General features: G+C 69.5%; 23 protein-coding genes and 3 pseudogenes. 13 read left to right on the forward strand and 13 right to left on the reverse strand.

What is annotated here, in order from left to right; genetic code table 11:
- Nucleotides 1-225 (reverse strand): hypothetical protein, encoded by a 225-nt coding sequence (locus JE024_RS40500; protein WP_205378987.1) that lies wholly within the window; start codon nucleotides 223-225, stop codon nucleotides 1-3.
- A gap of 824 nt (nucleotides 226-1,049) precedes the next feature.
- On the opposite strand from JE024_RS40500, the gene JE024_RS40505 reads away from it, so the two are divergent.
- Nucleotides 1,050-1,547: an SMI1/KNR4 family protein gene (locus JE024_RS40505; RefSeq protein WP_205378988.1), complete on the forward strand. Its 498-nt coding sequence runs from the start codon at nucleotides 1,050-1,052 to the stop codon at nucleotides 1,545-1,547.
- Nucleotides 1,548-3,248: 1,701 nt separating this feature from the next.
- Here JE024_RS40505 and JE024_RS41845 read toward each other — a convergent pair.
- Nucleotides 3,249-4,226 carry a helix-turn-helix transcriptional regulator gene (locus JE024_RS41845; protein WP_244883802.1) on the reverse strand — a complete coding sequence of 326 codons (978 nt, stop codon included), beginning with the start codon at nucleotides 4,224-4,226 and terminating at the stop codon, nucleotides 3,249-3,251.
- 118 nt (nucleotides 4,227-4,344) lie between these two features.
- On the opposite strand from JE024_RS41845, the gene JE024_RS40515 reads away from it, so the two are divergent.
- Nucleotides 4,345-4,542 carry a hypothetical protein gene (locus tag JE024_RS40515; RefSeq protein WP_244883804.1) on the forward strand — a complete coding sequence of 66 codons (198 nt, stop codon included), beginning with the start codon at nucleotides 4,345-4,347 and terminating at the stop codon, nucleotides 4,540-4,542.
- Nucleotides 4,543-4,567: 25 nt separating this feature from the next.
- Here JE024_RS40515 and JE024_RS40520 read toward each other — a convergent pair whose 3' ends face one another.
- From JE024_RS40520 to JE024_RS40545, 6 genes are all read right to left on the reverse strand, one after another.
- Nucleotides 4,568-5,152: a DUF4913 domain-containing protein gene (locus JE024_RS40520; RefSeq protein ID WP_205378989.1), complete on the reverse strand. Its 585-nt coding sequence runs from the start codon at nucleotides 5,150-5,152 to the stop codon at nucleotides 4,568-4,570.
- Entirely contained in the window at nucleotides 5,142-5,327 is a 186-nt protein-coding gene (locus JE024_RS40525; RefSeq protein ID WP_205378990.1) for a hypothetical protein, read from the reverse strand. Before JE024_RS40525 ends, JE024_RS40520 begins: the two co-directional genes overlap by 11 nt.
- A gap of 205 nt (nucleotides 5,328-5,532) precedes the next feature.
- Complete coding sequence (gene mobF, locus JE024_RS40530; protein ID WP_205378991.1) at nucleotides 5,533-7,440, reverse strand: MobF family relaxase; 1,908 nt, start codon at nucleotides 7,438-7,440, stop codon at nucleotides 5,533-5,535.
- 192 nt (nucleotides 7,441-7,632) lie between these two features.
- The gene (locus JE024_RS40535) at nucleotides 7,633-7,806 is read right to left on the reverse strand and encodes a hypothetical protein (RefSeq protein WP_205378992.1); all 174 of its coding nucleotides are present in this window, start codon (nucleotides 7,804-7,806) and stop codon (nucleotides 7,633-7,635) included.
- Nucleotides 7,807-8,226: 420 nt separating this feature from the next.
- On the reverse strand, nucleotides 8,227-8,439 hold the full coding sequence (locus tag JE024_RS40540) for a hypothetical protein (protein WP_205378993.1): 213 nt from the start codon (nucleotides 8,437-8,439) through the stop codon (nucleotides 8,227-8,229).
- A gap of 748 nt (nucleotides 8,440-9,187) precedes the next feature.
- On the reverse strand, nucleotides 9,188-9,949 hold the full coding sequence (locus JE024_RS40545) for an isocitrate lyase/PEP mutase family protein (RefSeq protein WP_205378994.1): 762 nt from the start codon (nucleotides 9,947-9,949) through the stop codon (nucleotides 9,188-9,190).
- Nucleotides 9,950-10,381: 432 nt separating this feature from the next.
- On the opposite strand from JE024_RS40545, the gene JE024_RS40550 reads away from it, so the two are divergent.
- The 5 genes from JE024_RS40550 to JE024_RS40570 are packed head-to-tail and all read left to right on the forward strand — an operon-like array spanning nucleotide 10,382 to nucleotide 12,563.
- Nucleotides 10,382-10,645, forward strand: a complete 264-nt coding sequence (locus JE024_RS40550) for a hypothetical protein (protein ID WP_205378995.1) — start codon at nucleotides 10,382-10,384, stop codon at nucleotides 10,643-10,645.
- Nucleotides 10,626-11,144, forward strand: a complete 519-nt coding sequence (locus JE024_RS40555; protein ID WP_372449927.1) for a DUF6879 family protein — start codon at nucleotides 10,626-10,628, stop codon at nucleotides 11,142-11,144. The genes JE024_RS40550 and JE024_RS40555 overlap by 20 nt, the downstream gene beginning before the upstream one ends.
- Nucleotides 11,145-11,157: 13 nt before the next feature.
- Nucleotides 11,158-12,021 (forward strand): helix-turn-helix domain-containing protein, encoded by an 864-nt coding sequence (locus JE024_RS40560; protein WP_205378996.1) that lies wholly within the window; start codon nucleotides 11,158-11,160, stop codon nucleotides 12,019-12,021.
- 54 nt (nucleotides 12,022-12,075) lie between these two features.
- Nucleotides 12,076-12,279 (forward strand): hypothetical protein, encoded by a 204-nt coding sequence (locus JE024_RS40565; RefSeq protein WP_205378997.1) that lies wholly within the window; start codon nucleotides 12,076-12,078, stop codon nucleotides 12,277-12,279.
- The gene (locus tag JE024_RS40570; protein WP_205378998.1) at nucleotides 12,276-12,563 is read left to right on the forward strand and encodes a DUF7848 domain-containing protein; all 288 of its coding nucleotides are present in this window, start codon (nucleotides 12,276-12,278) and stop codon (nucleotides 12,561-12,563) included. The genes JE024_RS40565 and JE024_RS40570 overlap by 4 nt, the downstream gene beginning before the upstream one ends.
- 254 nt (nucleotides 12,564-12,817) lie before the next feature.
- Here the strand turns inward: JE024_RS40570 and JE024_RS40575 are convergent, their stop codons facing one another.
- The 4 genes from JE024_RS40575 to JE024_RS40590 form a co-directional block, all read right to left on the reverse strand.
- On the reverse strand, nucleotides 12,818-13,378 hold the full coding sequence (locus tag JE024_RS40575) for a hypothetical protein (protein ID WP_205378999.1): 561 nt from the start codon (nucleotides 13,376-13,378) through the stop codon (nucleotides 12,818-12,820).
- 15 nt (nucleotides 13,379-13,393) lie between these two features.
- Nucleotides 13,394-13,948 carry a telomere-protecting terminal protein Tpg gene (gene tpg / locus JE024_RS40580; protein WP_205379000.1) on the reverse strand — a complete coding sequence of 185 codons (555 nt, stop codon included), beginning with the start codon at nucleotides 13,946-13,948 and terminating at the stop codon, nucleotides 13,394-13,396.
- Nucleotides 13,949-13,951: 3 nt separating this feature from the next.
- Nucleotides 13,952-16,129, reverse strand: a complete 2,178-nt coding sequence (gene tap, locus JE024_RS40585; RefSeq protein ID WP_205379001.1) for a telomere-associated protein Tap — start codon at nucleotides 16,127-16,129, stop codon at nucleotides 13,952-13,954.
- A gap of 378 nt (nucleotides 16,130-16,507) precedes the next feature.
- On the reverse strand, nucleotides 16,508-17,944 hold the full coding sequence (locus tag JE024_RS40590; protein ID WP_205379002.1) for a hypothetical protein: 1,437 nt from the start codon (nucleotides 17,942-17,944) through the stop codon (nucleotides 16,508-16,510).
- A 280-nt stretch (nucleotides 17,945-18,224) separates the two neighbouring features.
- Here JE024_RS40590 and JE024_RS40595 point away from each other — a divergent pair.
- The 6 genes and pseudogenes from JE024_RS40595 to JE024_RS40620 form a co-directional block, all read left to right on the forward strand.
- Nucleotides 18,225-18,558, forward strand: a pseudogene (locus tag JE024_RS40595) (transposase family protein); the annotation flags it as partial.
- Between the two features lie 82 nt (nucleotides 18,559-18,640).
- A complete protein-coding gene (locus JE024_RS40600) occupies nucleotides 18,641-18,799 on the forward strand; it encodes a hypothetical protein (protein ID WP_205379003.1) in 159 nt (52 codons plus the stop codon).
- Nucleotides 18,800-19,103: 304 nt separating this feature from the next.
- Complete coding sequence (locus JE024_RS40605) at nucleotides 19,104-19,274, forward strand: transposase (RefSeq protein WP_205379004.1); 171 nt, start codon at nucleotides 19,104-19,106, stop codon at nucleotides 19,272-19,274.
- A 56-nt stretch (nucleotides 19,275-19,330) separates the two neighbouring features.
- Nucleotides 19,331-19,510, forward strand: a pseudogene (locus JE024_RS40610) (IS110 family transposase); the annotation flags it as partial.
- 1,004 nt (nucleotides 19,511-20,514) lie between these two features.
- A complete protein-coding gene (locus JE024_RS40615; protein ID WP_205379005.1) occupies nucleotides 20,515-20,886 on the forward strand; it encodes an STAS domain-containing protein in 372 nt (123 codons plus the stop codon).
- Between the two features lie 27 nt (nucleotides 20,887-20,913).
- A pseudogene (locus tag JE024_RS40620) lies at nucleotides 20,914-21,102 on the forward strand (transposase); the annotation flags it as partial.
- 145 nt (nucleotides 21,103-21,247) lie between these two features.
- Here the strand turns inward: JE024_RS40620 and JE024_RS40625 are convergent.
- The gene (locus JE024_RS40625; protein ID WP_205379006.1) at nucleotides 21,248-21,643 is read right to left on the reverse strand and encodes a barstar family protein; all 396 of its coding nucleotides are present in this window, start codon (nucleotides 21,641-21,643) and stop codon (nucleotides 21,248-21,250) included.
- Between the last annotated feature and the right edge of the window lie 4 nt (nucleotides 21,644-21,647).

Here is a 21,647-nt window from a genome sequence, read left to right on the forward strand (position 1 = left end):
TCACAGGGTGCCGTCCTCGTCGTCGGGCGCCGCCGCAACCCGGCGTCCGGAGGTCGGCGTGGTCCGGGCGCGGTAACCGCCCAGGACCTGGGTGACGGTCAGGCCGAGGACCGGGGCTAGTCCGGCGATCAGGGCCGCGTGGCCCATCGCCGCCATCACCAGGCTCCACGCCAGCACCACCACGAGCGCCAGCACCATTGCCGCCGCTATCTGTTTCCTGCTCATCACCCATCCTCGGTATAGGGAGTCGGCCGGCGCGGCAATCCGGAAGTGCCACCGCGCCATCAAGGGATCTCCGTCAACGAGCGGGTGCCGTGCCGCTGCTGACGGATCCTCAGCATGGACCCGCTCCCATCAGTCACGCGACGTGATCATGAAATTACGGAACATTAGAAATCGCGGACGGTCAGTCACGAGCGCGAAACAGACCACTCCGGGGCACGTCCAGCACACCGGGCACGTCCTGTGGGTGAAGTTCCCGGTTTTCCTTGCAAACCGGTCCCGTACGTCGTCCCATGGGGGAGGACACCTCGGTGTCGGTCCTTCCATCCGGAAGAACGGTGCGCCCCGTGCCGAAGAAAGAGGGGATCGCGCCACCTGCTCTGCCCGGCCTGTCGTATAGGCCGGGCAGAGCAGAACCCCTCGCACAGAGGGGAAGACGAACGTAGCGCAGCCCACCGACAACGCTCCGCCTGTAGCCGTCATCATCGTCGGCCGCGGCCCACCCTGGGTACCAGGACGCGACCGGCACGCAGCCGGGACGGAGGCAGCGCCGAGCGCGACGGGCCGCGCCCTGACGGGTTGTGAGGGGAGCACTGCGCGGGTGCGGGGCCACGGGTTCTCCGGGTGCGAGGCACGGAAACGGGAGAGCGGGGTGCCGCACCAGGTGGTGCGGCACCCCGCCGAGGGCTGGCCGCGTCCGCGGCGCGCGCTCGCGGATGGCCGAGGGATGTCCGACGAGGCGCGGTCACCACTCGGTGCGGGCCAGCCTCGTGGCCGGTGTACCGGGGCTCGCGCCGGCGGGTCCCACGCGTATGTGAGGGGGAAACGTGCCTGGTGAGCGGCTTGATGCGGAGTCGGTCCGGTCCTGGCGGGAACAGACCGACGCGGCGCTGACGAGCGCTGATGCAGTCCTTCCTCCCGACACACGGCTTCCCGCCCAGCACAACGCCGTGATGCTCGCGACCGACGACAGCCGCCAGGCGACGGACGCGCTCGTGGACCTGACGCCGATCCCCTCCGACCTGACCACGCTCTACTGGGTGATCAGCGAGGCTTCCCTGCCCGACGTCGACAACGAGTACTTCATCCACTCACCAGCAACGGTGGCGGAACACTTCCGCGAGTACGGCCCCGCTCCGATCGACGGCGAATCGATCGCACTGGTCTTCGCCAGCGACGGCGGGGGCCATCTGTTCGCGATCGGGGACAGCGGACGAGTCTGGAAGCCCACCACGGCCTCCTGGTTTGACGACTTCGAGGTCGCCGCGTCCAGCTTGCAGGAGTTCCTCGAACAGCTCGGCCGACAGATCGCTAACCAGCCCTGACCATCCCTGCCCCACGGAAGTCATGTCACTCCAGACTGGGGAATCGCGAGCAGGTGTGGGGTCACTCCTGAGCAGAGGGTGGCCGTTTTCAAAAGAGCGTCATCACCCCGGCTGCCACCAACCACCGGTACGGTGACGTCGCACAGCGGAGGGACTCAATCCGACCTACCGTGTGCCCATGCCGAACGAACACGGTGAATACACAGCCGCAGAGCGGGCTCAACACGAGCCCGAGCGGTGCCCGCGGTGCGGCGGCCCCCAAAGGATCGCAAGGTGGCACCATTCCAACCCCAACGACCCGGGGGAACCTCGCTTCGTGCCTGGCCTTTCGGAGTGCACTGACGACGAGTGCGCCCGCAACAACGGCTGACCCTGCCCAATGCCTCACTGCTGCCGAGGGCCGTGATCCGGGCGCCTCGCCCTGCCTTCCTGGGGCACTGGAAATCCTGAGACCAGCTGCGACGGGCGACCCTCTATGGCTTCATCGGCGGTGCATCTGGGACCTGCTCAACCGGCACGGAGGGTTGCCACGGTGATGCAGGTGTGCCGTCCGGGTCCAGGCCGTACCGCCACACAGCGCTTGGAACCATCGAAGGAACCAGACCGGAGGCGTCCCCGCGGTCGGCGGCTTCCCAGGCCAGGGACAACGCACCGTCCCGGTCCCCGGCCGCCTCCATCATTTCGGTCAGGTGCAGCAGGCCGAAGGTGTCGCCGTGCTTTGCTGCCTCCCGCAAGAGGGCTTCGGCACCGTCCCGGTCCCCGGCCGACTCCCGCCGCATGGCCAAATGCGCCAGAGCGAAGGTGTCTCCGCGGTCGGCGGCTTCCCGGGCCAGGGACAACGCACCGTCCCGGTCCCCGGCCGCCTCCATCATTTCGGTCAGGTGCAGCAGGCCGAAGGGGTCGCCGAGACTGGCTGCCTCCCGGTAGAGGGCTTCAGCGCCGACCCGGTCCCCGGCCGACTCCCGCATCTCAGCCAGATGCACCAGGGCGTCGGCGTCGCCCTGACTGGCTGCCTCCCGGAAGAGGGCTTCAGCGCCGACCCGGTCCCCGGCCTCCCCCCGCGTCCGGGCCAGGTACACCAGGGCATCGGCGTCGCCACGGTCGGCGGCTTCCCGGGCCAGGGACAACGCGCTGTCCCGGTCCCCAGCCGCCTCCATCATCCCAGCCAGCCGCACCAGGGCATCAGCGTTGCCATGGCTGGCGGCGCGTCGATAGAGGTGGTGTGCCCATTGCAGGCGGTGTCGCTTCCTGGCCGCTTCGGCGAGTTTGTACAGGTCGTCGGGGTGGGTGAGGTGGGTGTGGGCAGCGTTCCAGAAGGATGCGGGTGGGCACAGATGGCTGCGGGTGATACGGCCGTGCTGCTCCAGGTAGTCGGCAAGGCGGAATACCGGACCGGCGGGCGGTGGCATGGCCGGTCGAACGTCGACGGTGGGTGCGGCCGGGTGCCGGGGGGACCGGGGGGTAGTGCGGCGCAGGGGTGCTTGCTTGCCGTGGACCGGCTCGGCGAGTTCGGCGTAGGCCTGCTCCGCCCAGCCGTCGCTGAGCAGGTCGTAGTCGTCATCGCTGAGGTAGTCGAGAGCTGCGTCGGTCAGGAAGGCCTGGAGAAGGTGGAGGCCCACGCCGAGCCGGCGGGCGTCCATCGCCGCTTCCAGCAGGGCGCGGGCGGCGGCCTGGCGGGGTTGTTCGTAGCGGCGCAGGAGTTCAGGTGCCCCGGCCAGATCCTGCGTGATCCGGCCGCCGTCCCGGGCGCGCGTGAGGGCGTCGGCCAGCAGGGCGTCGCCTCGGTCGGCCAGGGCCTCCGCGGCGGCCAGGGCCCCCGTGTCGAACGTGTCGGGGACACTCACCGTGTGGTCGGCCAGCAGTTCCCGTACCCGACTGTGGGGATCGCCCTTGTACCGGTGCGGGGAGTGCGGTGTAGTCGTGGGCGTACTCGGGCCATAGCGTGCCCAGGACCAGGACCGGGCCGCGCTGCTCGTCGATCAGCAGGTGGTGCACAGCCGCCGCGATCCGCTCGCCGAACTCCCGGTCGCCGAGGTAGTGCTGCGCCTCGTTCAGCCACACCACTGTCCGCGGGCCGACCCGGTGCAGGTCCTCCAGTGCGGCTTCGGCGCGGGTCGGGTCGAAGGGGTGCCACAGCCGCCACCCCTTCTCGGCGAGCGGCTGCACGGCCTGCCAGCATGCCCTCGTCTTGCCCGTCGAGGAGGTGCCCACCAGGACCACGATCCCGCTGCGGCCCGCCGCGGCCGCCGCCACCGCGTCGGCCAGCGCCTGGTCGTGCGGGCGCCGCACGTACGCGGGCAGTGCCCGCACTCCGCCGACTCCCGGCGTGTTCGTGCGGGGTCCGGCGGGGTGGACTTCCAGGTCGTGCGGCTCCCACTGCCCGATCGGTCGACCGGGCCCCGACGGGTCGCCCCAGCGTCCCGATGTCTCCTCCTCCGCGTCCCGCCGCAGCTCCAGCAGTTCGCCCACCGGCAGCCGCAGCACGCGGGCCAGGGCGGTCACCGTGTTCACCGACGGCACGTCCCCGCGGGGTGAGAGCGCCTTCGACACCGTCCCGCGGCTCAGACCGGCTCGCGTCGCGAGCTGCCCCTGGTCCAGGCGGTCGCGCGCCCGTGCTTCATCGAGTCGCCTGCGCAGTTCGGCCAGTGCGGGACTGCGGTGTTCCGGCTCGTCCGGCATGTGAGGGTCCCCCGGGTGGTGTGTGCTCGTGTCCATTCTTGTAGCCGGAGACCATGGCGCACACCGCTTCCTCGAGGTTCTTCCCTGTCAACACCCCACCGTGTGCAGGGAGTCTGCTGTGACCATCGCGCTTGTTCTTCTCACCGTCGCCGTCGTCGTGATCGTCGCGCTGCTGTGCGCCGTCGGTGCCGGCGTTCTGGCCCGTGCCGACGGGGCTACCTGGCCGACCGCGCTGGCGCGCGCCGCTTCCGCCTTCGTCGCTGTGCTCGCTCTGTCCGCTACCGTCACCGCGGCCCTCGCCGCCTGCCTCAGGTGACGAAGGGACGGCCGGGTGCCCGGAGTCACTCCATCGCGAGGCGCCAGGCGCTCGGCACGGTGCTGGGCATCCGGTGGTCGATCTGGTGCTCGGTGCGGGTGCAGCCCGCGAACGGGCCGGTGGAGGCGCGGAGCTCGCGCAGGCAGGGGTCGAGGTGGTCGCGGTGCCAGACGCTGGGGCCGGTGTAGCCGCAGGACGTGGGGTCGGTGCCCTCCTGCCAGGCCAGCCACAGGGCGTGCAGGCGGGCGACGGCAACGGTGTGCTCCATCCACAGGTGGCACCAGCGGGCGTCGGCGGACGGCTCCGCGAGGTAGCCGGGGGCCAGGGCGCCTTCCACCCACTCGATCAGGGCCCGCAGTTCGTTGTCGTACGCCGGGCTGTCGAGCAGCAGGATGAAGGGCGGGTACTGCCACTCCGCCTCGTCCTCGGCGGCCGGTTCCTCTCCGGCGGCAGTCTCGTCGCCGGCGTCGGGTCCGGTGCTCTCGCCGCCCTGGTCAGCGGCCGCCGTGAGGGCCTTCACCTGGGCGGTGAGGGCGGCGACCGTGGCCTTGCGGTCCGCCACGTCCTGGAACAGGCCCACCGGGACCTCGAACTCGGGCTCACCGGCCATCGCGGTCCGCCACGCGTGCCTTGTAGACGGCGACGGCCCGCTCGGTGATGGCGCGCTCCTCGGCCTTCATCTGCTCGCCGATGTGGACCATCGTGTCCTCCTCGTACCAGGGGCACAGGGCGATCTGGGCGACGGGCATGCCGGTGGCCAGCAGCAGCGCGGCACCGCGGCGCATGGCGCGGATGTAAGCCGGGTCGAGGATCTGCTCGCGCTGCTCCGGCGAGAGGTTCGGCGGGATCGGGGCAATGCGGCCGCCTCCATGTCTGAGGGGCGGTCACTGGCACCCTCACCGTTCCCGGGTGACTTCGGGGGTGGGGGGCCGGTCGGCTCCTGGCCCAGTGACTTCGTCGTCCGCCCCGCCGTGCGGCCCGCACGGCGCGTCACAGCCGGAGACCCTGCCCCTCGCCAGGGTCGGGCTGCTCCTGCTGCTGCTCGTGCTCCTGGCGGTGCTGGTCGACCAGACTGGCCGGGTCGGCCGCTGAACCAGTTCGGTCCTGCGTGGCGCGGCAGCGGGTATCAGCGGCGCGGGTGAAGGCTGCAAGCCGACCCAGATTCTTTGGTGTGCGCAGCCACGTCGCCGGGTCCGTGGTGCGGCCCTCCAGGTACTCCTCAGGCATAGCGGCCTGCTGATGGACGTGGATGGCGGCGGCCCGCTGCGCCGGGGTGAGGGCGGCGTCCCGGCCGGGGTGGTCGACGGCGTGCGGTGGGGCTGACGCCTGGTCGTGGTGCTGGTCGTCCGTACGCGCGGCAGTCGACGTGGCGGCCGGGGCGTCGGCCTGCCCGGCGGGAGCGGTGCGGGCGGTGCGGATCGCGCCCTGTACGGCAAGGCTGGCAACCCGGGCCCTCTCGTAGCGGGACGACTCCCGGGGCGGCTTGCCGCCGGTGCCGGCGATGAACCAGGGATCGGGCTCGGGAAAGTCGGCGGTGTAGAAGATCTGGTCGGCGGCCGGGGCCCGGCGGCCGGGCTGGGGATCGGTGGTCTGGCGGCTGTGGTCGGACAGGGCGCGGTCCGCGGTGTAGTCGTCCAGTCCGCGCGTGAACTCGCGGCCGCGCAGGGTCTCCAGCAGATGGCGGCGTGCTTCGGCCAGGACGTGGCGGCGGGCGAACTTGCCGCGCACGGTGAAGACGACCGCGGCGACGTCAACGGCGGCGAGCGCGGTGTCCACGACCGGGTCCACCCGGGCCCGGATCGCCGCACCCGCCGCGCGGCAGCGGTGAAGGAGCCCGTCGATCATCTGCTTGCCGAACTTCAGCAGCGCGGACGCCTTCCACCACGCGAGCAGCTGCTCCAGCGGGCGCGGGGTCTTCTTCTCACGGCGGGTGTCCTGCGCCGCCCACCACCCCAGGCCGTGCCGGGCCTGCTCGCCGGGCAGCCGCCCGTGTTTCTGCGCGTACTTGTAGGTCAGGCCTTCCAGGACATCCTCGATCTGCTGGCGGCGGGTGGCCGACCAGTCGATGAGCTCGGAGTCGACACCGGCTATCTCCATGACGGGGCGCAGGCCCGGCGTCACCTCCCGGGGCACCGTCGCCAACCCGAGCTCCTCGCACACCTCGGTCGTCATCGCGAGGGTGTAGAGCGTCCCGGCGGCCACCACATGCCGGTAGAGGCGGCGGGTGTCCAGCGCGCCCCACTTCGGATCACCGCCCGTGTCCGGGCGCTGCACGCGGTTGAGGACCAAGCAGTGTTCATGCAGGAGCGGGAAGCCATCCCGGTTCTCGAAGTGCCGGAAGGCGGCGACCACCAAGGCCGGCGTCTTCGCACGGCCGCGGCCCGAAGCCCACCGGGTTTCGGCGACTTCGTCCTCGATCCAGCGCAGGGCCCTGTCGACGGCCCGCTCGTGCGCCCGCTCGATGACCCGACGGGTGTGGGCGTCTCCCAGCGTCCACAGCACGATCAGGGACGCCTGCGGGCGGAAGGTGAAGTCGAGAGCGAGCAGCGGGGTCTGATTGCGGGCTTCGATCTCCTCGATCGGCTGCCCGAGCACGGTCGCCCTTCGCGCGGTGTCCGGGTCGGCTCCGTCGTCCAGGAGGTGGTGCTCGATCCGGTCGGCGTCCGGGTGCCGGCCCTGCCCGAAGACCAGCTCCATCTGCCGCTCGGACACCTCCGTGCCCGCGGTGAGTCCGAGCGCGGCCAGGCCGCGCCCCGACCACCGTCCCGGCGGGAGGCCGGCCATCTCCTGGGCGGCTTTGAGGGACTGGCCGACCGGGTGGCGGCCGTCCCCGAAGGCGACTCCGCGCACGTAGTAGCGCCAGGTGTTACGACTCTGGACCTTCGCGACACTCAGCATCCCCACAGGGGACACTGGCTCTGACCTGCAAAAAGCCCGGTCCCGCAGGGCGGGAGAGTTCACCGGAACTTCACGGCCGATCCCGTACGGCAGGCATTTCCGGCGGCACCGCGCCCGCCCGGCGGACACCACCCGGACCATGCAAATGCTGCGCGGCCACCCCGTCACACCAGCCTCACACACCACGAAACCTCAAGTGGACGCCTCCAGCGTCAACGAGCGCCCTCCGCGGTAGAGGCGTGCGGGTGGCGGCAGCATTCCGCGGCGGCGCCACCGCTCAAGCTGGCTCGCGGTGACCGTGTAGCCGTGCGTGCGAGCGTGGTGGATCAGTTCCTGATCGGCCCCGCTGGGTTCGCTTCGAGGCATGTACAGACGCTACTGAGGCCGCGACGGCGGATTCCTCCCCCACTGTGCGGGGGTCCACCGTCGCCGAGGACCTGCCCAGCAGCCTTCAGTGCGTGACGGAGGAGCCCTGACGGTTACTGGCGTGGTGCTCTGCCGGTACGCCCCGTGCAACCCTGTGGGGACTGGATGCCCTCCGGCGAGACTACGGCGGCTGGCTCGGGCGCAGACGTCGAGGTCAGGTTTCGCCTCGCCTGGAAAAGGGGCCGCTTTCACGCTGGTCGCGGGGCTGGGTCGAACGATGGCTCGGACACCGCGGTGCCCGGGGCTCGCCCAGGAGCTGGCCTGGCACCCGCTCCTCCACGTGTCTGAGGCCGCGCGAGATGCGGAGCGGATGCGCGCCGTCCGGGGGCGGACCGTGGCGGTCCGCCCCGGAAGGCGGGGTCAGCAGGCGTGCCGCTTCAGGTGCTGCAGCACGACGAGCCCGACGGCCATGACGGCCAGGAACACGCCGCCTCCAGCCTTGCAGGCGTCCAGCGCCGAGCCCTTGAAGCCCATGACGATGATTACCGCGGTCAGTGCAGCAAGCGCCGCGCACAGGGCGACGGTGATCAGGTCGCGTACTGGATGAGTGCACGTGGCATTGTTGGCTGACATGCTGTCCTCCCAAGTTGTAACAACTAGTCGCTGAGCGGAGACACACCTCACCTGAAGGTGATCTCCGGCAGTTCCGCCGGAAGGCTCCAGCGGAGGGACCTCAGACGCGGCATGAGGTCGAGCGACGTGAGTTACGAACTCCTGTGGATAGATGGGCAGGCACAGCACACGCTCCATGAGCAGAGCGGCGTCCGCAGTACGTTACAGCGCGGAGTAACGCCCGTGCAACCAACGGTAGTTGCGGAGTGGGCGCTCCTGACTCTGGGGGGTGCATGCCCGTGTCAGGGCGGTTTGCGGATGCACCGGTGATGCGCGCGTTCGGCCTGTGGCGCGCGTCCTGGTGAGGAGCGCGATCGGAGCCGTGCCCACGTGGTGGACGGGCCCGCCAGAGGTAGAAGGAGTCTGTCGGGCGAAGAAGATCACCGGGCGAGGTTCCCCTGAAGGCGTGGGCGTTGGTTCGGTGTTCGGGTCCAGAACGCGGCGGTCGCAGCCGAAGGCCGGGAGTCCCGGCGTGTCGAGGAGATCCGTGCGCACAAGGGGGGTGGACAAGGCCCGCTGGGTCGGCGGCGGCAAGCAGCGCCTTGAGGGGCCGCGGGGCCGTCACTGTGGAGATGTGGCGCTTCCGCGGCCCCGTGAGGCCCTCGATGATGCTCGCGTCCGCTTGTCCGGCCGTCGACGGAACAGTCAAACAAGCATCTGCCGTGTGCGAGTCGGCCTCCTGCGCAGGACTGCCTTACTCAGGGACGCTTCAGGGTGTCCACGGACCAAGCATGTCCTTCATCGCGTCCGTGATCGCAAGCTGCAGCAGCGGCCCGTAGGTGATCCTTCGAACGCCGAGGCGGCGGAAGCGCGCCAGATCGTGCTTGACGGGATGGGCTGTGGAGTTCACGGGAACAGTGACGGCGCCGATCACTGCCGTGAGCAGTTCGTCGTTGTCCTGGATCTTGACGGGGTAGACACTGTCGGCGCCGGCCTGCTCCATCGCCCGCAGACGCTCGATCGCCTCGTCGAGCACGCTGGAGGGGTCCTGTGCGTGCAGGAACAGGTCGGTGCGCCCGTTGACCCAGACCGGGACCCCCGCGGCGTCGGCCGCCGCGCGCAGACCAGCGATGTAGTCGGCGTGCTCTTGTGTGCTGCGCACGCGTCCGCCGTCCGAGTGGACGGTGTCCTCGATGTTGAGACCGACGCCGCCGACCTCGATCAGGGCGGCAATGAGATCTGAGGGCTTCTGCCCGTACCCGGCCTCCAGGTCTACGGAGACGGGCACATCAACCGCCGCGATGATGCGCTTGACAGCGGCGATCACCTCTTCGAAGGTCTGCCCCTCATGGTCATCGGCTCCCCGGGAGTTGGCGAGCGGGTGGCTGCCGACTGTCAGTGCGGGGAAACCGGCGTCAGCTGCCGTCCGTGCGGACCAGGCGTCCCAGACGGTCGGCAGCACGAGCGGCGTGTCAGCGGCATGCAGGTGCTGGAGGTGCTCAGCTCGCGCAACAACGGTTTGAAAGTCCATGGAGGGGACATTACCCCTGAAAATGCTCGCTTCGACGTGCTGTCAGGGCGCAGTCCGGCGACAGTTCCGTGAACTCACGGTCTGGCAGCAAGTCCCGGTCAAGGGCGGGTCAGGGTTGCCGGCCCGACTCAACCGGCTGCGGACGCCGCGGTCTTCCGCCCCGCCGGACGACCCTGACCCGCTGGTCTGCCGCCGCGACGATGCCGCGCCCGCACCGTCCCCGGAGCATCGAACGAGGCGAACACGGACCAAATGCGGGACTGCCTCGACGACCCGACCTGCACCCGCTTCCCGGTCGACGGGAGCTGAGCCACCGCCCGAAGAGGCCCGCCATGGCGGGCCCTTCCGCATGTCCGGAAGCCGGCCTTGACGGCCTCCCGGGCGCCAGGCAAGGGTCATAGAATCCCGTGCAATCCTCTGAGCGGAGGCCTCATGACGCTGCGGTTCCTGGGCATCGACCCCGACAGCCCCACGGACGAGTCACCCACGATCTGGCTGGACGAAGAGACCGGCGACCTGATCATCCAGTCCTGGACCGCCGACCCCGGCACCGTCCAGCAGGCGCACGAGGTCGGCTCGATCCCGGGACACTCCACCGACATTCCCCGTGGCGAGTCGATGATCCGTCTCCCTGCGATCATGCGGCAGTACCTCCCCACCCCGGACGGAGACGAGAGTGCAGCCACCCGCCCGTGAGGCCCTGGCCCAAGCCCAACGGTCCGCCGTCCACCTGGAGATGAGGGACGCCTACGCGCCCGACGACCCTGGATTCCTTGCGTGGCAGACCGGCGCCCGGCCCGACCCCGCAGGCAAGGCCTCATGGTGGGGCACCTGGCACGACCACGTCGCCGAAGCGACCCGCCGCGGCGTCGCTGTACGCCGGGCCCGCATCGTCTCGGAGCCGGTCAGCGACTACGTCCGCTACGAGCACGACCTGACCTTCGGCAACCTGGCCGCTGGCGAGCAGGTGCGCTGGCTGCCGCGCCGGCAGACCACGGATCTCGCCCTTCCCGGGACGGACTTCTGGGTTTTCGACGACGAGCTGGTGCTCTTCCACCACTTCAGCGGGGAGGGGAACCTCGCGCCCGACGGACGCGAGCACGTCCGCGACGCGCAGCGAGCGAAGGCGTGCACAGAGGCGTTCGAGGCCGTGTGGCGGCGAGCGATCCCGCACTCGGAGTACCACCCCGCCTGAGCGCGAACGGACCATGGCCACCTCCCCCTCCTCCAGCGTCCAGGCCGCACGCCGCGTCCTGGCAGACCGTCTCTGCGATGTCCGTCGGGACGCCGGCCTGTCCGGTAAGCAACTCGCCGAGCACCTCGGCTGGTACCCCTCGAAGGTCAGCCGCATCGAGCACGCCCGTACGGCTCCGTCCGCAGAAGACGTGAGGGCATGGTGCCTTGCGTGCGGTGTGCCCGAGCACGCGGACGACCTGGTCGCCTCGCTCCGCGCCGTCGAGGGCATGTTCGTCGAGTGGCGGCGTATGGAGCGCGCCGGTCTTCACCAGGCGCAGGCAGCCGTCCTGCCTCTCTTCGAGCGCACCAGCCGCTTCCGCTCGTACTCCTCGTGGCTCGTCCCTGGCCTGCTCCAGACCCGGGCCTACACCGAAGCCGTGCTGCGGGCGGTACAGCGGCGCCGAGTCGCTGTCGATGACGTCGAGGCCGCGGTGGCAGCGCGCATCGAGCGTCAACAGGTGCTGCTGGATCCGGGGAAGACGTTCGCGTTCCTGCTGGAGGAGTCCGTCCTGCTGTCCAGCATCGGCGACCGGGACGTCCTGGCCGGCCAGCTTGAGCACCTGGCCGCCGTCGCGTCCCGACCGAACCTGTCTGTCGGCATTGTCCCGGCAGGCCCTGGCCGGAGCCGTATGCCGGTCGAAGGGTTCTGGATCTACGACACGACGCAGGTCAACGTTGAACTCATCTCCGGCTATCTGACGATCACGCAGGCGCACGAGATCACGCAGTACGCCGGAGCGTTCGCCGAGCTCGCGGACCAGTGCGTGTACGGGGCGGCGGCACGACAGGTGATCGGGCAGGCCCTCGCTCGGCTGCGCCCCGGAATGTCCTCGTAGAACCCCGCAGAATCTGCTGTCCTCCTGCCGTGGAGTGTTCCTAACGTGCTGGTCATGGACGCCTACACCCGCCCCTCGGGGGCTGCCGATGCGGGTACGGACGGACGCTGGTGCCACTGGCACGGCGGCCCGTCCGGCACCGCCCAGTTCGTCCGCCACCAGGAACGCCAGTCCGGCCCGCCGCTCCCCCTGTACGCCTGCGACCCCTGCCGCGAGCAGCGCGACCTCGCCCCCGCGATCGGGCGGGTGGCCGTATGACCAGATCGATCCTCCGGCACGCCGCATGGCACCTCGGCGCCGACACCACCCCCGGCATCCCGCAGGACCCGCAGTGCGCCGTGCAGTGCGGCACCTGCGGCGAACGCACCGAAGTCCCCGCCGCCAGCCGCGAGGCCGCCGAGGACTGGGCCCTGGAGCACACCGGCAAGCACCCCACCCACCAGACCTACCGGGCGGCGCGAGTGACGTACTGGCGCGTCTCCCCCACCGGAGCCAACCCGTACGCGAAAAAGGAGGAGGCCGATGCCCGCAAAGCAGGCTGACATCACCTACGACTGCGGCAACTACGCCACCACACGAACCGGCCGCACCGGGCTGGTCATCATGCACCTCGGCCACACCATGGCCCGGCTGCGCTTCCAAGCGCTGGGGACCATCCCCGCGGGTGCGAGGAGCAGTCGCCGGCGCTGTACAGGGAGCCGGTGGTCGGGGGGCCACCTCGAGGAAGGCGCCGCCCTGCTCCCCGCACCCACGCCCGCCGGGGGGCCGTGGATGGGGGCGTGGGCGGACCCTCCTGCTATTGGGTGCGCAGGGTGCGGGCGAGGGCCTGGGCGTGCTCGCGCAGCGGCAGGTCCTGCTTGTCCCAGGTGGCCGCGATGTAGTTGAGGAGTTCGGCCGTGGCGCGCTCGGAGTCGCTCGGTTCGCTGGCGAGCAGCTTGTCGGCGGCGAGGGCGAGGTCGAAGGCCGGGGTGGACAGGTCTTCCGGGGCGACGGCGTTGCCGTGGTCGACGTCGAGGACCAGGAGGTGGCGGACCTGGTTGCGGGACTGGATGGTGATGGTGTCCTCGCGCGGCGAGGCGTCGGCGGTGACGAAGCCGGGGTGGTTGAGGATCGCCGCGGCGATGGCCTCGGTGAGCACCGGCTCGGGCAGCAGGTCGTCGTCGGTCGGCTCCGCCGGCTTGAGGGTCAGCGTGTAGTTGATGCCGGCGTCGGTGGTGAACCGCACCGTGTCGCCGTCGGGGGCGGCGTCCGCGGACCTGAAGTGCGGGCTGCGGCGCAGCGCGTCGGCAATTCGGACGGGGTCGGCGTCGGCCTGTGGGCTCTTGTCGCGGTCGCTGGGCGGAAAATCAGCGGTCATGTTTTTCGCTCCTGGTCAGTAGTCCAGATCGAGGTAGTCGATGTCGTTGATTTCCACGTCTGCCAGTCCCCCGGCGCGGGTGCCGCCGTCCTGGAAATACACTTCCTTGAATCCTTCGGCGATGATGTGGCGCATCTCCTGGTCGCCGGAACCGGCGTTGCGGGCGTCGAAGAGGCGCTGTGCGTACTCGGGGGGCAGGTGGACGGTGAGGCGGCGGAAGCGTCCGTCGTCGGTGGTGCCGACGGGTGCGGTGTAGCCGAAGCGGGCTCTGGTTTCCACGGTGATCCCGCCGGTGGCGGCGGCCTGGCGCTGCCGGCGTTTGCGCACCAGCGGCTGCCACCGCGCCTTCACCACATCGTCGATCTTCGCGGCGACGTCCGGGCGGGCGTGCCGGGCGCCGCGCCGGTAGCGGTTGACGGAGTCGGCGGTGACTCCGAGCACCTCGGCGACCGCTTTCGCGCTGCCGAACTGCTTGATGAGGAATCGGATCTGGGCTTTGAGCGTCTTGGGCGGGTCCTTGGTGAACGCTTCGCGGTCGGCCCGCTCGATCGCGTCGGCGATCTCCCCCACTGTCTACTCCCCGTCGTCCAGGACGGCGTCGCCGCCCTTGATGTGGCGGGCCGGGTTGAGGCCCTTCTCCATGAGGTCGACCGCCCATGTCATCTGCTGGACGCCTTCCAGCTTCGCCAGGCCCGGGGTGGGCCCGAGGCGGAAGGCGCCGGGCTGCGGCTTGCCCGAGGCGGCGTAGGGGAGGAAGTCCAGCGGGCTGCTGCCGGGGCTCGGGTAGACGACGCAGTCGGACAGTACGGCCAGCGGGTACAGGCCGGTCATGTCCGCCATGTTGCGGAGCTTGCGGTGCATGTTGACCCGGGCCTTGCTGATGACGGCGGCCCGGATGTCGGGGCGCCACGTCGGCCGGGCGAGAGCCGGCCACGGCTCGCCCTGCTTGTAGTGCCTGCCCTGGGGGCGCTCGCGAAGCTTGCCGACACCACCCTTGACCGTGGCCTTGATCGCCGCGAGGACGGCGGCCAAGCCCGGGTCCCGCTCCTTGTGCTGCTCCATCGCCGCCAGGAACTCGGTGTCGGACAGATCCCGGGTGACCCCGAGATCGGCGAGAGCGTCGACGTACGCCGTCTTGAGCCGGTCGTGCCACGGGTCGAGGTAGGCGCCGGTCTCCCGGCGCAGGTACGCCTCGATCGGGTGCACGTCGTGCCCGAGTTCCTGGGCGTAGGCGAGGGTGTGGGTCTGGTACCAGGCAGGTCCCGTCGGCCGGGAGCCGTCCGGAGTGAACGGCGAGGGCAGGCGCGGGTCCAGCTCGATGTGGGACAGGTCGACCAGCCAGCTCCCGGGGATCTTCGGGCTGAACGCCGGGCCCACGAAGTGGTCCGGGGCGGACAGGCCGACGGTCAGGCGGGCCGCGGCGGCGAGGAACGCCGTGTTCAGGTCGAGGCCGACCGCCCACGGCAGGGCGCACTCCTCACCCGAGAGCGTGTCCACCGAGCGCACCCACTGGTACGCCTCCTCGTTGAGGAACCCGCCGGTCCAGCCGGAGTTCACGACGACGGGGTGTTCCGGGGTGGCCTCCGGCGGCGCCGGGTCCATCGGCTCGGTGCCCAGCGAGCCCGCGTTGTGGCCGGAGACCCAGTTCCCGGTCTCCGCATCGCGCTCCGGCTTCGTCGGCGGCCGCATGGCCGTCATCAGCTCCAGACCCGAGACGGCCGTGGACCCGCGCGGAGTGATGACCCGCTGGGCGTACACGCCCAGGACGCGGGCGATGTCAGCCGGCTCCATATCGCTGACGCCGGGCCAGGACCGCTCATCGAGCGCATCCCACGACAGGACCGCCAACTGCACGCACTGCCTCTCACGGCCCTGCGCCGTGCGGTAGACCCTGGCCCACGGCCCGAACCCCCGCCGGGTCAGCTGCCACTTCGCCTTCGCGACCTGCTTGACCACCGGGTGGCCCTCCGGCAGACGCAGCGAGCGGCGCTGCTCGTGACCCTCCAGCCGCTCCGGCAGCCCCAGCTTCACAGCGGCGGCCGCGGTGAGCACGATCAGCGGATCCGAGTCCTTGCCGTACCGGTTCAGCTTCGCAGCACCGAGCCGGGACTCGGAGAGGGTCCACTCCACCAGCTCCGGCACGGTAGTCGCCGAGCACTCCAGCACGATCCCGTCGACACCGTACGCGGAACCGTCACCGTCCAGAACGGCCAGCGGGCCGTGAGGGAAACGCGGATCCACAGCAGGCGCGGCGGCCTTCTTCGCTGCCGGGCGCCGGGACGACATCGCCGGGCGTCCAGCCGGACGGGCAGGCCGCTCGGGCGCCGACCTTACCGCAACACCAATATCGGGCTCCGCCTCGTCCTGCTCAACGGTGGGCACGCCGGCGAACGTCGCAGGCACCACGGACTCCGGCACGACGCCCGGAACCGAAGCAGGGGCAGCGACAGGAGCGGACGCCGCGGCAGGCACGGACGCGGGGGGCGCGGCGGGAGCTCCGTCGGCGGGATACTTCACCGCCCAGCCCTTCAGCAGCCGCTGATACGCCGACAGACGCGGCTCCTTGGGCTCGGAGCGGCCGTTCTCATAGTTCTTCACCGTCTGCACCGTCGACTTCAACGCGGCCGCGAGCCGGGCCTGGGTGATGCCAGCGGCCTCACGCAGCCGAGCGCGCTCCGCCGGGGGCGGAAGCTGCGGCTCCTCCGCCAGCAACGCGTCGACGCTCGCGAACAGCTCTTCCTCGGATGCCATACGTCTACCTCCACCCCGAACCCTAGCAGCCATTACCCAAGTATTTAACCCACTCCTTTAACCCATTCGAAGGAGCCGCGAGGAAGTGAACTGCCCATTCTTGAAAGTTTTTGATGCTCCTTCAGATGCCCTGGGGGGTTTCACCGGAGGGCGGGTCCGGACGGGCGAGCACGGGCCGGGAGCGACGGTGAGGGCGCGCGAGGTACGCCACGCCCGGCAAGATCCGCTCCGGGTTGCCCTCTGCGCTTTCGCATCGGGTGGAACCGGCTGCGCAAGGCGACCCGGGCCTTCCTCTCGGCGGCCCCGGGCGGTTTGCCCGCGTCCATCCCATCCCCAGGCAGACGTCCACTGCGGTGGTCGGTGCTCTGGTTGACCTGGTCAGCCGGAAGCGTCCAGTTCGTCGAGCCAGGCGCGAGCGGCGCGGGCAGCGCGGCGGATGACTTGCTCGCCGGCACCAGCCCTGCTGCGCAGTCCGATGCGGCGGTTGAGGCCGGCGTTCACTTCGCGGTACGTGGATCCTGTCGCATGGACCAGGTCGTTGACCAAGGCTGTCAAACGGGCGTGTGGGTGGGGGTCGGTAGCGACCTCATCGTCGTCGTGCTGGTCTGGCTCGGATTCAAGATCGAACAGGGCGTCGCCTCGCAAGCAGTCGGCGCAGAAATCCAGCATGCTTTCGACCCGCGCTCGTCCGCAGCCCACGCACACCCAGTCGTCGCAGTGGGCACACGACACCGAAGCCCCGTCGGAGTCGCGTCCCCAGGCGATCTCCTGGGACGTGCACCGGCCGGTACACGGCCGCTGCACCAACGGCCGGGGTTCCGGCTTATCCCCCTGGACTGCACGCTCAGCGAGTTCTGCTTTCCAGCGGGCGTTGAATTCCTGGCGGGAGCGGTCGCGCGCCTGCTGACAGGCTTCCCGCTCCTTCGGTGTGAGATGGCTGAAGCAGGCAGCTACTGGGGAAGGCAGGTCATCGTAGGCCGGCCATTCAGCGGCCGGGCGGCAGCATCTGCGGCGGGTGGTCTTGGCGTATCGGGTACATCCTGATGGCCTGTCCTCGACAAGGTCTTCATGTCCCAGAGGGGAGGATTCCTCTGCAGCCGGCGCCCCGGACGCCTTTTCTGCCGCGCTGGCAAGTCTTGCTTGCAGGACCTGCCGCCAGTCATCACCGACCTCGGGAAGAGCAGGCGCGGCACTGACACCACTGATCTCCAGCCCGTAGCGTCCCGCCACGTGGGTAAGGACCGGCCGGATGGCGGCGATGACTTCGGCGGTAAACCGGTGCACGAGATAGGGCGGAGTGATGAAGACAGCGTCCTGGCCGCCCCCGACCTGGTTGCCTGGGGCGAGTTCCACTCGCTCAACGTCAGCCAGCAGGGCGGCGCCTTGGCCATGACCCTGCTCGTACATGAGAAACGCTGTCTGCCCCAGAACACGGTGCAAGATGCTTGTTGCCTGCTCGGCCGCCTGTGTGGACGGTTCGGGAGCTGTAACGGGCACGGATACCTGAACCTGCAGCGCCGGACCTGCCGATGTCAGACGGGTGAGTGAACCAGGCCTGTCCCCGACTACCGACTCGATGGCCGTTGGGCGGCCGAGGATCTCTTCGAGCCCTTCCTGGAGCACGCTGAGAGAGCCTGAGTCGACGAAGTGGTCCATCCCGTTCTGGTTGATCCACCTCAGTGTCAGCATGACCCCGTCGTAGGAGAGCACGTTCGCGTTCTGGTTCAGCAGGATCCACGTGAAGCGCCGACGCCTCTTGACCGCTTCGAGGACCTTTGGCCATGACTCCTGCATGACCGCTGTCTTGTCCGCCATATCCGCTCCCGACATGCTGCGCTCTGGGCAGACTAGAAGCAGCTCAGGCGCCTGACGGGACAACAGGAACTGTTGGCTCAAACCGCCCCGGGTACAGATCCGGCGATGGCGTAATCCCGGCGTTTCATCTGTAGGGCAATGGTGTCGCGGTGCGGCGCTTTCGGGCCGTTTACCCGACCGGAACTGGTGCTGCACCAAACCGCACATCCATACCCCGTCACCGCGGAGCTGAGGATCCTCGGCGGTCCGCGAACCGCCCGGACACACCGCCCAGTACGCCCCAACGAGACCGGGCAGCCGCCATCCGAGCCAACACCTGCGGCCCGTACCCTTCGCATCATCCGGATCTGGAGCGCCAGGGCGTTCCGATCCTCGCCGACCGCGCCTACCAGGGAGCCTGCTCCTGGGTCACCACCGGACTCAAACGGCCACCGGGGGGTGAGCTCACCCTCACCCAGCGCACCGTCAAACGGGCCCTGGCCGCGGCGTGGGCACCCGTCGAACGCGGCATGGCACGGCTGAAGTCCTGGCAGATCTTCCGCAGAGCCCGCATCAGCCAGAACCGCAAGACCGTCATCGCCAAGGCAGTCCTCACCCTGGAGAGGCAACGCTGAAAAAGCTCACTGTATCCCTAGTCAACGCTCAAAGATCGCCAGGATGCTGTGATCTCGCGGGCGCCGGCGCCTGGATTCGTCCTTGGACGCCGAGGTGTTGTGCCTGCAAGATGGTGCCTTGAGTAAGAAGTCCGAATCCTTCGTCGTGATGATGACCCTCGACAGAGAGACGTCATCCGTGGTGCTGACTCGGTCTGACGGCAAGGAAGCTCGGCAGCTGATGGGGCCAGTCACCTTTTGAGAGCACCAGCCTCCTCTCGCGGCTGCACTACTCGCCTACTCTCGGCGGCTTGCTTGCCGTCACGTGCAAGGGCGATGACATCGCCTTTGCACTGCCTGCTCGTGACCGCGGTGACCAACTCGAGCGTCGCCTCGTCGTATACCTGGACCAGAACATGTGGCGTCCGGTCAGCGGGGCGCTGCAAGGTGAGGCGACGGTAAAGAGAACTGGCACGCGCGCTGTCGCGGGTTTCAACGGGTCTGCCGCACGATCGGGTGACATCTGAACTGGCTTGCCCTGTGGGGCAGGTGGGAAGGATGTTGCTGTGCCGAAGCCTTATCCGGAAGAGTTCCGCCAGGACGTCGCGCGGAACCGCGGTCCGGGTGTGACGGTCGAGCAGGTAGCCACCGACTTCGCGGTCCATCCGATGACGTTGTGGAAGTGGATGCGCCGGGCGGACATCGACGCCGCTGCCAAGCCGCACTCGGCCGGCTGACCCCCATCGAATACGAGACCGTCATGACCACACCGGCCCTCCAGGCCGCGTGACTTCTCTCCGCGTTCGCCGCCCTTGCCGACCCGGCATCCAGGGCCTACTACGACAAGAAGATCGCCCAGGGAAAACACCACACCCAGGCCCTGCTCTGCCTGGCCAGACGCCGGGCCGACGTCCTGTTCGCGATGCTCCGCGACGGAACCTTCTACGAATCCCGGCCCGCCACCTCTGGCTGATCCTCATCGCGCACGCCGCACACAGGGCAGTCCCACTCATCGAGACAGTCGATCGCGACAGGGTGATTACAGAAGACGCACGGACGCATGCCCTCATCAGCTGATTCCTGCACACGCGCCTCATCACTCATGTCAGGCAGAGTGCCAGACGGCCCCCGCCCGACACCCACCACCTTGACCAAACACATAGGGGCCCCCGCACAGCGCGAGCGTGAGCGCGGTGGCAGCACGCTGGGGCTTCGCCCACGCCGGCCGCTTCGCCGCCGGCTACCGCAACGTCTACGGCGTCTCCCCCACACCACCCTGCGCAGCGGGCGGTAAGCGCCTCCGCGGCCTGCGCCGTACCCGGCTCGGCGTATCCACGGGCTTCTTCGTCGCTGGGGTACGCAGGTGCCTGGTCCCCCGCAGCCAAGGCGGCGGTGCCCAGCGGCGCATTGGCCGATCCCGGAGCACCCTTGCCGGACCGGCGCGTTCGAGCCGCGGGCGGCCGGTGCGGCCAGGTTGCGGCACGCTGTGGGGATGAACGGTACGGATGCGGTGGTGCTGGGCTACACCGGGCCCGCGGATCAACCACGGCAGCTCGTCCTGAAGCTCCCCGGCGGAAGTCTCGTCCTGTCCCAGGTGCTCCCCCGAAGCGCTGGCCCGGGCCCTGGCGACCTACCTGACCGGCCCCGGACCGGCTGGCCGCCTCCCGGACGGCGGCCCCTACACGACCATCAAAGCCTCACTCATCGCCGAAGTGGCCTCCCGCCCGGTGAGCGGCGACACCGTCGACGTGCTGCGCCTGCACTGATCCACGCACCGCCGACCCTGCCGCGGGTGGACCGTGGGAGTGAACACGTCTGTGGGCCTCTGCGAATGCCTCTCGGCCGGTGGCCTCACGCGCCACGATGGCGGCGTGTCACATCAGACGTTCCCCGGGTGACGTGACACGTCCCGGGGGCCCCGGCCTGCCCGTGCGGAGGCCCCGGGCGCCCGGCCTGTGCGAGCAGCCCGCCCCGAAAGTGCAGGACACGATGGCCCTGGCCGGCTTTCCTCTCCCGCAGGAGCCCGTCCTCGACGCCTACACCGAAAGCGGCGTCCAGGTCCTCATCCTCTATGGCGACGCCGACCACGCCCACCGTCACGTCCTGGAAGCCGTCTTCACCGCAGCGTTGGACACCGGGCGCAGGCTCGTCGTCGACGTCACCCAGCTCACCTACGCCGGCGAAACCCTCCACGGCCTACTGCTCACCACCCGCACTCGCACCCGGCTCGTCCTGGCCGGCACCCTGCCACCCGTCCTGCGCGACCGCATCACCATTGCCGGAACGGAGCGCTTCCTGCCCACCGCCCCCAGCATCGCCACCGCGATCGCCCTCGTCCAAGCCCTCTGAACTCCCGGCGGTGCGCAGCCGGCTGGCCCCCGCCGGAGGCCGGGTGACGTCCTGCACACCGGCGCGACCTGGGCAGACATGCCGACCGAAACGATCGGCTGCAGCGAGGTGACGTGCTGGCGACGTCTGCGTGACTGGACCGAGGCCGGCGTTTGGCCCCGCCTGCACGCCATCCTCCTCGCAGAACTCCGCAGAGCCTGCCTGCTGGACATGGACGACTCCGAACCTCGAAATGATCAGTGAGTCGGCTCTTCCCGGTGTAGGCGGGGTAGTGGGGCGTCCTCGGCCCCCATCGAGCCCAGCGGCGGGCGTGCTACGCGTGGATCCTGCTGCAGGATCCACGCGTAGCTGAATTCCCGAGTCAGGCGACCAGTAGAGAATTGAAAGCTTTTCCCCCACCTGGATACTGGGACCAGGAGTAGCCTGCATCACCCAGAATTCTAACCAGGACAGGGAGCGCAGACGGTGAATTATTCAGCACCATACCCCAGTCCCTGACGACGAGAAGATATCCATCAGCGGCTGGCAACCAGTTGAGGTCGTAGAGACAATCCTCTAGGGCCGCCCAATTTTCCCCAAAATAATCCGGAAAGGAAAACTTTCGGGAGAATTCCGAGAAAACCTCGACTGGACTTTGCATCAGCGAGCCATCCAACTCGAACACTCGAAATGCCAGCCGCACTGAAGCTTCTATGCCAGCAGCACCGGATTCAACATGATGAACCCAGGGGGAATGCACCGACAGCCAATCATGCATCGTC

It is taken from the genome of Streptomyces zhihengii, from assembly GCF_016919245.1.
In the GTDB taxonomy this organism is placed as follows: Bacteria; Actinomycetota; Actinomycetes; order Streptomycetales; family Streptomycetaceae; genus Streptomyces; species Streptomyces zhihengii.